Genomic DNA, 13353 nt, shown 5'->3' with positions numbered 1-13353 from the left:
GTTCGTTATATACACGCTGTTGTGTTATACTATAATCTCTCTTAGCAGGAGATATAAAAATAGAATCCTCCGGAGGAAAATTACATTCCTCCGGAGGATTCATTTATCTATCCGTTTTTATCAATCAGATGGAGCGGAGAAATTCGCATAATTTGTTTACGGCTAAAGCACGATGACTGATTTTATTTTTTATTTCATTTCCCAGTTCTGCAAAAGTCCGGTCATATCCTTCGGGGATGAATACAGGATCATATCCAAAGCCTGAATTACCTCTTTTTTCCTTGATTATTTCGCCTTTTATCACTCCTTCAAAAAGATACTCTTTTCCGTCCAGAATAAGCGAAATGGCAGTACGAAACTGTGCTCTGCGGTTTTCTTTTCCTTCCAGCTCCTGCATGAGTTTCAATATGTTGGCTTCTGCATTATGTCCTTCTCCTCCGGCAAAGCGAGCCGAATATACACCGGGAGCCCCTCCCAATGCTTCAACTTCCAATCCGGTGTCATCACCAAAACAGTCCAATCCATAGTTTTGGTAAATAAAGGATGATTTCAGATACGCATTACCTTCCAGAGTGTCCGCTGTTTCGGGAATATCTGTATGGCAGTTTATATCGTCAAGGCTGAGCAGTTCAACTTTATCTGCTAATATGGATGATACTTCTTCCAGTTTATGTGCATTATTAGTGGCAAAAACAAGTTTACGTTTCATTGTCTGTTATTTATTTTAGATTTTAATCGATTTGACTTAACCGATTGAGAATAATTAGTGAGGTTCTTGAGAAACAGAGATAACAAGTTAGCAATGGTTCGATTTTCAGCGATTTGCGGTGCTATACTGTCAAATAACTCTTTCTGGATACAAAAGTATAACAATTCTCTGAATGTACAAATATTGACTTCTTAATTTAGGTTATTCAATTCTTCATAGATATCTGCTGATGTGTAAGCCTAACAATAAATGTGATACCTTTGTGTTGGAATTTTAGATGTATATTTTATGAAATTAGCAGAATTAATTATAATTAGAGAGTACTTGCCGGCAGATAAGGATGCAGTGATGAATTTAATCAGACTGAATATTCCTGATTTTTTTGCAGCGGAGGAAGAATCTGATTTAAGTAAGTATTTGGAGAAAGAAATAGAATTTTATTACGTTTTACTTGTAGATGGACAGATAGTAGGTTGTGGTGGGATAAATTTTGCTGAAAACAGAACTATTGGGAAAATAAGTTGGGATATTATACACCCTACATTTCAAGGAAAAAAGTTAGGGACGAAACTGCTAAAACATAGAATTTCGGTATTGAAAACTATTGATAGTGTTCAAAAAATAACCGTCAGAACTTCGCAATTGACCTATAGATTTTATGAAAAACATGGATTTGTTTTGAATGAAATCAAAAAAGATTATTGGTCTGAAGGATTCGATATGTACAGTATGGAATTTAAAGGGAGGTTTAAATAATGGACTTTTGGTCTGTTTTCTATTTAAAGATTTTCGTAAAATGCGAATTCATTTGAGTATGTGCCTCTTGTGATAAGGTTTCGTGTTTATTCATTTTGCAACTCCTTTTAGGTTACAAAATAGTGTATAATGACTTATTGATAGCTATAAAAAATGTGTAATATATTGATTACAACATATTTGGCAGGAAATACTGTGCTGTTTGGCTTTAATGTGGCTTTTCTTTGGCCCTCAATCAAATAAAAATAGAGCGTAACGAATATAGTTTCAAACTTCTTCGCTACGCTCTATTTTCATCTGTTTTTTCGCTCTGGATTTATTTTATTTTCAGGCGGTCGAATCCTTCGCCGTATACACCGATTACTGAGCTTTGTGAAATGAAAGCATTCGGATCGATATCCTTCACCAGGCGGAAGATGTCGAGAGACTGGCGTTTATAGGCAAGCACGACTAATACTTTTACATTGTTTTGGCTATACCAGCCTAATCCGTCAAGCACGGTTACCCCCCGATGGGTTTCTTTCGTTATGCGGTCGGCAATCTTTGCATAATCTTTCGAAAAGATAAAGAATTGTACAGACTGTCGGGCGCTGTTAACCACGTAGTCCAGCACAAAACCAATGATGAACAAGGTAACAAAACCGAATATCACTCTGCGCCAGTCATTGAAGATGAAGTAGCATGAACTGATAATGATGATATCACAAAACATAATCATTCGTCCAAGAGTGACATCCTTGTATTTATTAACAATGGCTGCAATGATATCAGTACCGCCTGTGCTGCCGTTATTATTGAATACCACCCCTAATCCGAGTCCACACATGATGGCACCGATAATACAGGCCATGAAGTCTTGACCTTCTCCTACCAACTGAAGCGGAGCTCCTTTATCGTCCACAATAACCAGTTGGAAGAACCATAAGAAGAAAGTGAGCATAAAGATGGCATATGTCGTCTTTATACTGAACTTCGGACCAAGTATCTTAATGGCAAATGTCATCAGCACAGCATTGATGATGAAATAAGACCATTGGATAGGAAAGCCTGTTGCATAATAGATGATGGCACCGATACCGGTTGTTCCACCTGTAGTAATCTGATAAGGAATAAGAAAGGCTGTCCAGCCTAACGCATAACTTATCAGTCCGAGAGTGATAAAGATATAATCTCTCAACTCTCGCATTACATCGGATTTTGTGGGTTTGCTTATCATTTTGTGTGTAGGTATTAAATAACAACGTTAACAATCTTCTTCGGAACTACAATAACTTTTTTCGGTGTTTTACCTTCTGTCCATTTCAACGAGCGTTCGTCAGCAAGTACGGTGGCTTGAATTACATCGCTGGCGGCATCTGCAGGAAACTCCATATTGAAACGGGCTTTGCCATTGAAAGAAATCGTGTAATTAACCGTATCTTCTACCAGGTATTGTTCATTAAATGCCGGCCATTGTGCATCACATACGGAAGTGGTGTTTCCTAATGTATTCCATAATTCTTCGCAAACATGGGGAGCGAAGGGAGCGAGGACCACAACGAGCTGCTCCAATATTTCTTTTTTGCTGCATTTCAAACTTGAGAGTTCGTTGACACAGATCATGAAAGCACTTACCGAAGTATTGTAGGAGAACTGTTCAATATCACCGGTTACTTTCTTAATGAGCTTATGAAGTGCCTTTAGTTCGTCTTTGGTAGCCGGTTCGTCTTTTACCAGATACTCGCCGTTTCTGTCATAGAATAGCGACCAGAATTTTTTAATGAAACGATGTACGCCATCTATTCCGTTCGTGTCCCAGGGTTTGGATTGTTCAACCGGTCCGAGGAACATTTCGTACATACGAAGTGTATCGGCGCCATATTTCTCGACAATCATATCCGGATTAACTACATTGAACATAGATTTACTCATCTTTTCAACAGCCCATCCACAGATATATTTACCGTCTTCCAGGATGAATTCGGCAGTTTCGTATTCGGGTCTCCATGCTTTGAAAGCTTCCAGATCGAGAATATCGTTAGATACAATATTTACGTCGACATGAATAGGAGTTACCTCATATTGATCCTTCAGGTTCAGAGATACGAAAGTATTGGTATCTTTGATACGATAAACAAAGTTGCTTCGTCCCTGTATCATTCCTTGATTGACCAGTTTCTGGAAAGGTTCTTCAGCTACAGATATGCCTAAATCATGCAGGAATTTATTCCAGAAACGTGAGTAAATCAAGTGTCCGGTAGCATGTTCCGTACCGCCCACATACAGGTCTACATTTCTCCAGTATTGATCTACGGCAGGAGCAACGAGTGCTTCGTGATTACGTGGATCCATATAACGCAAATAATAGGCAGAAGAACCTGCAAAGCCTGGCATTGTATTCAGTTCCAATGGGAAAATGGTTACATTGTCGATTTTGTCATTGTCTGTCACACACTTGTTGACAGTATCCCATGCCCATTTGGTAGCATGTCCCAATGGGGGCTCACCTGTTTCTGTAGGAAGGAATTTAGCTACTTCCGGCAACTCTAACGGGAGACAACTTTCATCGATCATGTAAGGCATTCCGTCTTTATAGTAAACCGGAAATGGTTCGCCCCAATAACGCTGACGCGAGAAAATGGCGTCACGTAAACGGAAATTTACTTTTACACGTCCCAATCCGGTTTCTTTGATATATTCTTTAGTTTTAGCAATGGCTTCTTTTACAGTTAAGCCATTCAGTACGAGGCCCCCTTCAGGAGTTCCCGGACGGGGAGAATTCATCATGATGCCTTCTTTGGCATCGAAGCTTTCTTCACTGACATCGCAACCTTCAATCAACGGGCGAATTTCCAGATTGAAATGTTTGGCAAAAGCATAGTCACGGCTGTCGTGTGCAGGTACAGCCATGATGGCACCAGTACCGTAACCTGCCAGTACATAATCACTGATCCATACCGGTATAGGTTCATTGGTTAATGGATTAATGGCATAACTTCCGGAGAATACGCCACTAACACTACGATCGGCGATGCGTTCGCGTTCGGTACGTTTTTTGGTACGTTCCAGATAAGCGTCTACTTCTGCCTTTTGTGCAGGGGTCGTTAATTGGGATACCAATTCACTTTCCGGGGCAAGCACCATGAAAGTAACTCCGAATACAGTGTCGGCACGAGTCGTAAAGATGGTAAATTCAAGATCGGAATCTTTCACTTTGAAATTCATTTCAGCACCTTCACTACGTCCAATCCAGTTACGTTGGGTTTCTTTCAGTGAGTCAGTCCATTCTACGGTTTCAAGTCCGTCAAGTAAACGCTGCGCATAAGCAGATACACGCAGACACCACTGGCGCATCACTTTTTGAATGACCGGATAACCGCCTCTTTCAGAAACACCGTCAACCACTTCGTCATTGGCAAGTACGGTACCCAAAGCCGGACACCAGTTTACCATCGTATTGCCTAAATAGGCTATACGGTAGTTCATTAAAATTTCCTGTTGTTCTTTTTCACTCTTAGCTTTCCATTCGTCGGCTGTGAAATTCATTTCTTCACCACAGGCTATATTCATGTTTTTCGTTCCATTGGCTTCGAAGGCTTCGATCAACTCTTCGATGGGACGTGCCTGTTTTTCATCATTACAGTAATAGCTGTTGAACATTTTTATAAATGCCCATTGAGTCCAGTGATAATATTCGGGATCACAAGTACGTATTTCACGGTTCCAGTCGAATGAAAATCCTATCTTATCCAACTGTTCACGATAACGGTTGATGTTATTGATGGTAGTAATTGCAGGGTGTTGTCCGGTCTGGATAGCATATTGTTCGGCTGGCAGTCCGTAAGCATCATAACCCATCGGATTCAGGACATTAAATCCTTGCAGGCGTTTATAACGTGCATAGATGTCCGAAGCAATATATCCGAGCGGATGACCTACGTGTAATCCGGCTCCCGAAGGGTAAGGGAACATATTGAGTACATAGAATTTTTGTTTGGATGCATCTTCATTTACTTGGTAGGTATGGTGGTCTACCCATATTTTCTGCCATTTCTTTTCGATCTCCCTGAAATTATATTCCATAGCGATAACCTTTTGTTTATAGTGATTTATAATATATACTTTAATATGAGGGAGCAAATTTACATGATTATTTTCAGATAACCACGAAGATAGCTAAAAAACAAAATAGGTATGAAAGGGAAGGATCAGAAAATAAAAATCTTATATTTGTTGATAATTTAAATTTTAGTGTTTATATTTGTAATCATTGATTAGACATATGATTACTCAAAAGATAAAAATGATGACATTCATTCAATAGGTTTGAGCACGAAGATGTGCTGAAAGGATAACGATCGGGATATAATCTTTATGGAATATATCCCGATTTTTTTATTTTTCGGCCAATATGATCACCGGATTCTCATCATTTTCTTGTATTTCATACGAGATCAGATATTTTCCGTTATCAGACATGGATTTAGGTATGAATGAGTGTTTTTCCGGTATGGCGAATGAATATTGCGGATAGGGGAGTCGGATATTACCGGATTTCTTTTCTTTTAGATCATAGTAGAGCAGATAATTTTGTTTATTGGCTGTTGCCGAAAAGAAGAGTTTATTATCCCATTTTCCGATAAGAGTCAATATCGCCGCATTATCAAAAACACTTTTTCTGGGATCTGTCAGTGTGTATCGTGCATCTTCCGCTACTTTATATTTTCCTAATTCAATATGCCATTGCGAGACGGGTTGATATTGATTATCAATGGAAAAAATAATCTCTCTTTGAAGAAAGTGTGACCATCTGTGTGGAATGAATTACATTCATTTGGAAGGGAAATTATTGGAATTTGTGGAGTAAGGACATAAAAAAAGGAGCAACGCCTTGCTCCAACCTTTGTTAACCTTAAATCTAATACTATGAAAAACACATTGCAAATGTACGGCTTTTCATGGGAATAGCAAATAATCCAAGAATAAAAGCATGTTTTATAACACGTTTTAAGAAAAAAGTGCGGTTTATTAAATGTTTTAGGATCTTTAATTACTATTTTTTGTGGTGAATCGGATTGAAACGATGTTTATCGTGATTCCCGATGAGACATGGAGTAGGGACATAAAAAAAGGAGCAACGCCTTGCTCCAACCTTTGTTAACCTTAAATCTAATACTATGAAAAACACATTGCAAATGTACGGCTTTCCACGAAAACTGCAAATAATTCTGGTGAAAAACGGTATATTATAATATATTTTAATGGAATTAATAAAGTTATTAATAAATATACCTCCTTTTGAAAGGTTTATTTAGAAATTGGTGTAACCGATTTTATTGGCGGGATAATTGGTAAGGTTAGTAAATATACATCTTTTTAGGTATGGTAAAACTATCTGTTAAGGTAGGTAGATTAGTAGGAAACCCTTATCTTTGCCTTGTTATTTATGAACTTAAAAAAGAAGACTATCCGTGAGCAATGATATTGAATTAACCCCGATGATGAAACAATTCCTTGACCTGAAGGCTAAGCATCCGGATGCAGTGATGCTGTTCCGGTGTGGGGACTTCTATGAAACTTATTCTACCGATGCGATTATTGCGGCTGAAATATTAGGAATTACTCTCACGAAACGCGCCAATGGGAAAGGAAAAACCATTGAAATGGCAGGTTTTCCTCATCATGCATTAGATACTTATTTGCCGAAGCTGATCCGTGCCGGTAAGCGGGTGGCTATATGTGATCAGCTTGAAGATCCCAAAACAACGAAAAAGTTGGTGAAGCGTGGCATTACGGAGTTGGTCACTCCCGGTGTTTCTATCAATGATAACGTTTTAAATTATAAAGAAAACAACTTTCTGGCTGCTGTTCATTTCGGAAAATCCGCTTGTGGAATAGCATTTCTGGATATTTCTACCGGAGAGTTTTTGACAGCAGAAGGACCTTTTGACTATGTAGATAAGCTGCTGAATAATTTTGCCCCAAAAGAGGTTCTTTTTGAACGTGGAAAACGTGGAATGTTCGAAGGAAACTTTGGAAGTAAATTTTTTACTTTTGAACTGGATGACTGGGTATTTACCGAATCCAGTTCCCGGGAGAAGTTACTGAAACATTTTGAGACGAAAAATCTGAAAGGATTTGGAGTCGAGCATCTTAAAAACGGTATTGTTGCTTCCGGAGCTATTCTGCAATATCTGGACATGACGGAGCATACTCAGGTGGGGCATATCACTTCATTAGCCCGTATTGAAGAGGACAAGTATGTACGTCTTGATAAATTTACAGTGCGCAGCCTGGAGTTGATCGGTAGCATGAATGATGGTGGAAGTAGCCTTCTCAATGTAATCGATAAAACTATCAGCCCTATGGGAGCGCGTCTGCTGAAGCGTTGGATGGTATTTCCGTTAAAAGACGAGAAGCCTATTAACGATCGATTAAATGTAGTAGAATACTTTTTTCGTAAACCGGATTTCAGGGAGTTGATCGAAGACGAGTTGCATCGGATCGGAGATTTGGAACGTATCATTTCGAAAGTGGCCGTCGGGCGGGTTTCTCCACGTGAGGTAGTACAGTTAAAAGTTGCTTTACAAGCAATTGAACCTATTAAAGAGGCTTGCCGGCAAGCTGATAACCCCAGTTTGAATCGTATTGGAGAGCAGTTAAATCTTTGTATTTCTATTCGCGACCGCATTGAGAAGGAAATTAATAATGATCCTCCTTTGTTGATAAATAAGGGAGGAGTCATTAAAGACGGAGTGAATCCGGAACTGGATGAATTACGTCAGATAGCTTATTCGGGTAAAGATTATTTGCTTCAGATACAGCAGCGTGAAAGCGAACTGACAGGAATACCAAGTTTGAAGATTGCCTATAACAGTGTTTTCGGATACTATATTGAAGTGCGGAATGTACATAAAGATAAAGTGCCGCAAGAGTGGATACGCAAGCAGACATTGGTAAATGCAGAGCGCTACATTACTCAGGAATTGAAAGAATATGAAGAAAAGATCCTGGGTGCAGAAGATAAGATATTGGTATTGGAGACCCGCTTGTATACAGAATTGGTGCAAGCGCTGAGTGAGTTTATTCCTGCCATTCAGATCAATGCTAACCAAATAGCACGCATTGACTGTTTGCTGTCATTTGCCAATGTAGCTAAAGAGAATAATTATATCCGTCCGGTTATTGAAGACAGTGATGTGCTGGATATTCGTCAAGGGCGTCATCCGGTAATTGAAAAGCAATTGCCGATTGGAGAGAAATACATAGCTAATGATGTGATGCTGGATAATGCAACGCAGCAGATTATCATTATTACGGGTCCGAATATGGCCGGTAAGTCGGCTTTATTAAGACAAACTGCATTGATCACCCTGCTTGCACAGATTGGTTCATTCGTTCCGGCCGAGAGTGCTCATATCGGATTGGTGGATAAGATATTCACACGTGTCGGTGCCAGTGACAATATCTCTGTAGGAGAATCTACTTTTATGGTCGAGATGAATGAAGCATCTGATATTTTGAATAATGTATCTTCCCGGAGTCTCATTTTGTTTGATGAATTGGGACGTGGTACTTCTACTTATGACGGAATATCTATAGCTTGGGCCATTGTGGAGTATATTCATGAGCACCCGAAGGCAAAAGCACGTACACTTTTTGCTACCCACTACCATGAACTGAACGAGATGGAGAAATCCTTTAAGCGCATAAAGAATTATAATGTATCGGTTAAGGAAGTGGATAACAAAGTTATTTTCCTCCGGAAACTTGAAAGGGGGGGAAGTGAGCACTCTTTCGGTATCCATGTGGCCAAGATGGCCGGTATGCCTAAAAGTATTGTGAAACGTGCCAATGAAATTCTGAAGCAGCTCGAATCTGACAACCGCCAGCAGGGAATTTCAGGTAAACCGCTGGCAGAAGTCAGTGAGAATCGTGGAGGTATGCAGTTGAGTTTCTTTCAGCTTGATGACCCGGTCTTATGTCAGATCCGGGATGAGATACTTAATCTGGATGTGAATAATCTGACTCCGATTGAAGCATTAAACAAACTGAACGATATCAAAAAAATAGTCAGGGGCAAATAATTATTTAAGAAATTCTTCCACCTTTTTATAAAATAGAGATAAGTGGTGTCCGTCAATAAACCCATGATGAATGGTCATAGCGATGGGCATCACTAATACACCACCTCTTATGACGGCTTTACCTGCATTCATCAACGGGTAATTACTACCGTGACGATGTTCCTGCGTACAGGTCAGTGAGGTAAAATATAAATCGGGAGTGGCGCTGAGCAGCACTACATCCAGTAGATCATTACCTCCTGTCTTTTCTGCTTCATAAGGGTCTTTATCCGGATCTATTCTGTTAATGATGGCTTTGGCTTCTGTATGGAAAGTTTTAAAATCAGGATGCCAGGGAAGTCGTACAGTAAAAAAACGCCCGTTATCTGCCACTTTAATGGGAGTCAGCATATCCACTGTATCGAAATAGACTACCTGTCCTTCAGAATCGATGCGGAACCGGAATTCTTTAATTTCATTGACAGCACGCAACACGGCATAAAGATAGTGCAGGAAGAAGGATTCTCCGGCAGCTTTGGCACGGGTTTTGGCACCCGAACATTCTACTTCTGAAGTAATAGAAATAGTAGGATTCTGGAAACCAAGGAAAAACTCGTAATTTTCTTTTCTCTCCCAGGTTTTAATATCAATAATATGTTTCATTTTGCACTCTTTTTCTTTCCATAGAAAAACATAAAGTAAACACCGATGATTACGAACGGAATACTTAACCATTGTCCCATATTCAGTGCCATACCATTTTCAAAGTCCACCTGATTTTCTTTCAGGAATTCAACGAAGAAACGGAAGGTAAAGATGGCTGTCAGGCAAAGTCCAAAGAAGAATCCCCGGTGTAGTTTCTTGCTGTAGTTCTTATAAAGGAACATCATAATCAGGAATAAGATAAAATAGGCTATTGCTTCGTAAAGCTGTGCCGGATGGCGGGGTTGCATGTCTACCCGTTCGAAAACGAATGCCCAGGATACATCTGTTACCTTACCGATAATTTCAGAGTTCATTAAGTTGGCAAGGCGAATGAAACAAGCTGTGATAGGAGTGGCTACTGCAATCATGTCTACCACATCCATATAATTCATCTTTGTTTTACGGCAGTAAAGCCAAAGGGCAATAATCAGTCCGAGCGTACCTCCGTGGCTGGCCAGTCCTTCATATCCCGTGAACTTCCATCCGCCTCCGGGAAGAAATTTGACCGGAAGTATCATTTCCCAGAAATGATTCAGGTAATATGCCGGATCGTAGAACAGGCAATGTCCTAATCGTGCTCCGATGAGGATGCCGAAGAAACAATAAAAGAAAAGCGGTTCGAACTTCTTTTCGTCTATCTTCTTATCACGGTACTGATAGTGGACTACCACATAAGCAAAGAATATTCCGATAGCCCACAGTAGTCCGTAATAACGGATTGAGATGCCGAAAAGATTGAATAATTCCGGATTCGGATTCCAATTGATAGATAAAAGAAGGTTGTTCATAATTATTTCTTTATAGTTTGATGAATTTTTTAGCAACTTCCCGATAGGTAGGTACATCAATGTCCTGTTCTTCAGCTGCTGTTATCATATCGAAAAGCAGACCCTGTACCTCTGATTCGTGTCCGCGTGCTATGTCTTTTTGCATGGATGCCGTGCTCTCAGGAGCCAGCTTATCGATAACTTTCAGATTGTATGTGACTATATCTTCTTTAAATTCGATTCCAAGTTTCTTTCCCAGGGCTGCACTTTCGGTAGAGAGTCCAATGAAAGTGTCGCGTACCTTACCCGGTTTCTGCACTTCTCCCATCGGAACATTATAATAGGCTCCGGTGACTGCCATAGCCGAGATGAAAGACCATTTAATGAAGGTATCACGATTAATATCAGGAGAGATTTCAACTTTAATGCCGCTCTCCTGTAAGTCTCTCTGTACGGCTTCCATCATTCCCACAGGAACGACGGTTCCGCGGTGTGCACCATATACCAGACGGAAAATAGTTCCCATCTGAGTGATTTCGCCCGGTCCGGAAACAAACCCTACGATGTAGATACATCCGTCCAGTACAGTGATTCCCGGTACCAGACGTTGTATGCGCGGCCCGGTACCGTATACGTTTAATATAGGAATTACAATTGTATTTTCATGGGAAGCCTGTTTGATAAGTTCTGTGATGGAGTCTACGGAATATCCTTTAACACATACAAATATCACGTCAGCTTTTCCGTTATATTCTTCTGCCGTGCAAGCGTCTATCCGTAATGTATGTTCACCTTTTAAGTCCGATTTCAGTTTAAGTCCGTCCTGTTGTATCGCTTGCAGATGTGCTCCGCGAGCAATGCAGGTAACGTTTTTACCGGCAAGTGACAGAAAGCCGGCGATACTCCCGCCTACGCCTCCGGTTCCTGCGATAAGATAACGAAGTCTGTTAGTACTTTCCATGTTCATGATATTTTCTTGTGTTGCTTGTTAGGCATAATATACGGGCGCAAAGATAATGATTTGCTTGAAGATAGTGTTAGAAAGCGGGGAGTTTTCGTTTTGAGGGGAGGAGAAAAAAAGAGCTGACCATTTGATCAGCTCCTCAGTCTATAATTGAAAATAGATGTCTTATACATTGAAACGGAAGTGCATGATGTCTCCATCCTGTACTACGTATTCTTTTCCTTCTACGCCCAACTTTCCGGCTTCTTTAACAGCAGCCTCCGAGCCATATTGCAAGAAGTCTTCATATTTGATTACTTCTGCGCGGATAAATCCTTTCTCAAAATCGGTATGGATTACTCCGGCGCACTGTGGGGCTTTCCAACCTTTTTCGTAAGTCCAGGCACGTACTTCCTGTACGCCGGCAGTGAAATAAGTTTCAAGGTTCAGCAGTTTGTAGGCCGATTTAATAAGGCGTGCTACGCCCGATTCTTCCAAACCGATCTCGGCGAGGAACATTTGGCGGTCTTCGTAAGTTTCCAGTTCGGCGATGTCAGCCTCTGTTTTTCCGGCTACCACGAGGATTTCGGCATCTTCGTCCTTAACGGCTTCACGTACCATGTCCACATATTTGTTTCCGTTGACTGCACTCGCTTCGTCTACATTGCAAACATACATTACAGGTTTGCTGGTGAGCAGAAACAATTCTTTTGCTATTTTTTGTTCGTCTTTCGTTTCAAAAGTTACTGTACGTGCCGATTTGCCCTGTTCCAGCGCATCCTTGAATTGCACAAGTACGTCATAAGCTTGCTTGGCAGCTTTATCACCTCCCGTTTGGGCTTGTTTCTGCACTTTCTGTATGCGGCTCTCGATGGTTTCCAGGTCTTTTAGCTGCAACTCGTAATCGATGATTTCTTTATCCCGTACCGGATTCACACTTCCGTCCACATGAGTTACATTATCGTCGTCAAAGCAACGGAGTACATGGATGATGGCATCGGTTTCACGAATGTTAGCCAAAAATTTGTTTCCCAGTCCTTCGCCCTTACTGGCACCTTTCACAAGTCCGGCGATATCTACGATTTCTACCGTTGTAGGAACAATACGGTTGGGATGTACCAATTCGGCCAGTTTATTTAAACGCTCGTCAGGTACAGTAATTACACCCACGTTCGGTTCGATCGTACAAAAAGGGAAGTTTGCCGCCTGTGCTTTCGCGTTGGACAAACAATTGAAAAGTGTTGACTTACCTACGTTGGGTAGTCCGACAATACCACATTGCAATGCCATAATATTATAATCTTTTTTATATTATCAATCAGTTGTGTATTTCTATCAAATGGAAGAGTAACCCTATAAAGTTGAAAAAGAGTAATTACTCTAATAATATTCCGTTTTGGGGTGCAAAGATAATCAATTTTAGGCTAA

10 protein-coding genes are annotated in these 13353 nt (G+C 40.4%); 2 read left to right on the top strand and 8 right to left on the bottom strand.

The window, feature by feature from the left end:
* Positions 1–124 precede the first annotated feature (124 nt).
* The gene (locus tag G7Y45_RS03445; protein ID WP_005782848.1) at positions 125–709 is read right to left on the bottom strand and encodes a non-canonical purine NTP diphosphatase; all 585 of its coding nucleotides are present in this window, start codon (positions 707–709) and stop codon (positions 125–127) included.
* Positions 710–997: 288 nt separating this feature from the next.
* On the opposite strand from G7Y45_RS03445, the gene G7Y45_RS03440 reads away from it, so the two are divergent.
* Positions 998–1465 carry a GNAT family N-acetyltransferase gene (locus tag G7Y45_RS03440; RefSeq protein ID WP_032531538.1) on the top strand — a complete coding sequence of 156 codons (468 nt, stop codon included), beginning with the start codon at positions 998–1000 and terminating at the stop codon, positions 1463–1465.
* A 316-nt stretch (positions 1466–1781) separates the two neighbouring features.
* On the opposite strand, the gene G7Y45_RS03435 is transcribed toward G7Y45_RS03440, so the two are convergent.
* The 3 genes from G7Y45_RS03435 to G7Y45_RS19890 form a co-directional block, all read right to left on the bottom strand.
* Positions 1782–2681, bottom strand: coding sequence for a YitT family protein (locus tag G7Y45_RS03435; protein WP_005782852.1), 900 nt, complete (start codon positions 2679–2681; stop codon positions 1782–1784).
* A 14-nt stretch (positions 2682–2695) separates the two neighbouring features.
* Positions 2696–5527: a leucine--tRNA ligase gene (gene leuS / locus G7Y45_RS03430; protein WP_005782854.1), complete on the bottom strand. Its 2832-nt coding sequence runs from the start codon at positions 5525–5527 to the stop codon at positions 2696–2698.
* 312 nt (positions 5528–5839) lie between these two features.
* On the bottom strand, positions 5840–6094 hold the full coding sequence (locus G7Y45_RS19890) for a hypothetical protein (RefSeq protein WP_234072666.1): 255 nt from the start codon (positions 6092–6094) through the stop codon (positions 5840–5842).
* 821 nt (positions 6095–6915) lie between these two features.
* Between G7Y45_RS19890 and mutS the strand changes: the two genes are divergently transcribed.
* Positions 6916–9531, top strand: a complete 2616-nt coding sequence (gene mutS, locus G7Y45_RS03420) for a DNA mismatch repair protein MutS (protein ID WP_204368786.1) — start codon at positions 6916–6918, stop codon at positions 9529–9531.
* Here the strand turns inward: mutS and G7Y45_RS03415 are convergent, their stop codons facing one another.
* The 4 genes from G7Y45_RS03415 to ychF form a co-directional block, all read right to left on the bottom strand.
* Positions 9532–10173, bottom strand: a complete 642-nt coding sequence (locus tag G7Y45_RS03415) for a chloramphenicol acetyltransferase (RefSeq protein ID WP_005812487.1) — start codon at positions 10171–10173, stop codon at positions 9532–9534.
* The gene (lgt, locus tag G7Y45_RS03410; RefSeq protein ID WP_005782862.1) at positions 10170–11003 is read right to left on the bottom strand and encodes a prolipoprotein diacylglyceryl transferase; all 834 of its coding nucleotides are present in this window, start codon (positions 11001–11003) and stop codon (positions 10170–10172) included. Before lgt ends, G7Y45_RS03415 begins: the two co-directional genes overlap by 4 nt.
* Positions 11004–11013: 10 nt before the next feature.
* Entirely contained in the window at positions 11014–11943 is a 930-nt protein-coding gene (locus tag G7Y45_RS03405; protein WP_032535599.1) for a ketopantoate reductase family protein, read from the bottom strand.
* Between the two features lie 168 nt (positions 11944–12111).
* Positions 12112–13215, bottom strand: a complete 1104-nt coding sequence (ychF, locus tag G7Y45_RS03400) for a redox-regulated ATPase YchF (protein WP_005782865.1) — start codon at positions 13213–13215, stop codon at positions 12112–12114.
* Between the last annotated feature and the right edge of the window lie 138 nt (positions 13216–13353).

It is taken from the genome of Bacteroides sp. ZJ-18 (genome assembly GCF_011038705.2).
Classification (GTDB): Bacteria; Bacteroidota; Bacteroidia; order Bacteroidales; family Bacteroidaceae; genus Bacteroides; species Bacteroides hominis.
This window is presented reverse-complemented; position numbering and strand designations above follow the sequence as displayed.

Bases quoted from the DNA above. Each gene is read 5' to 3' on its own strand.
- G7Y45_RS03445 (WP_005782848.1), bottom strand. From the start codon at position 709: ATGAAACGTAAACTTGTTTTTGCCACTAATAATGCACATAAACTGGAA.
- G7Y45_RS03440 (WP_032531538.1), top strand. From the start codon at position 998: ATGAAATTAGCAGAATTAATTATAATTAGAGAGTACTTGCCGGCAGAT.
- G7Y45_RS03435 (WP_005782852.1), bottom strand. From the start codon at position 2,681: ATGATAAGCAAACCCACAAAATCCGATGTAATGCGAGAGTTGAGAGAT.
- leuS (WP_005782854.1), bottom strand. From the start codon at position 5,527: ATGGAATATAATTTCAGGGAGATCGAAAAGAAATGGCAGAAAATATGG.
- G7Y45_RS03415 (WP_005812487.1), bottom strand. From the start codon at position 10,173: ATGAAACATATTATTGATATTAAAACCTGGGAGAGAAAAGAAAATTAC.
- lgt (WP_005782862.1), bottom strand. From the start codon at position 11,003: ATGAACAACCTTCTTTTATCTATCAATTGGAATCCGAATCCGGAATTA.
- G7Y45_RS03405 (WP_032535599.1), bottom strand. From the start codon at position 11,943: ATGGAAAGTACTAACAGACTTCGTTATCTTATCGCAGGAACCGGAGGC.
- ychF (WP_005782865.1), bottom strand. From the start codon at position 13,215: ATGGCATTGCAATGTGGTATTGTCGGACTACCCAACGTAGGTAAGTCA.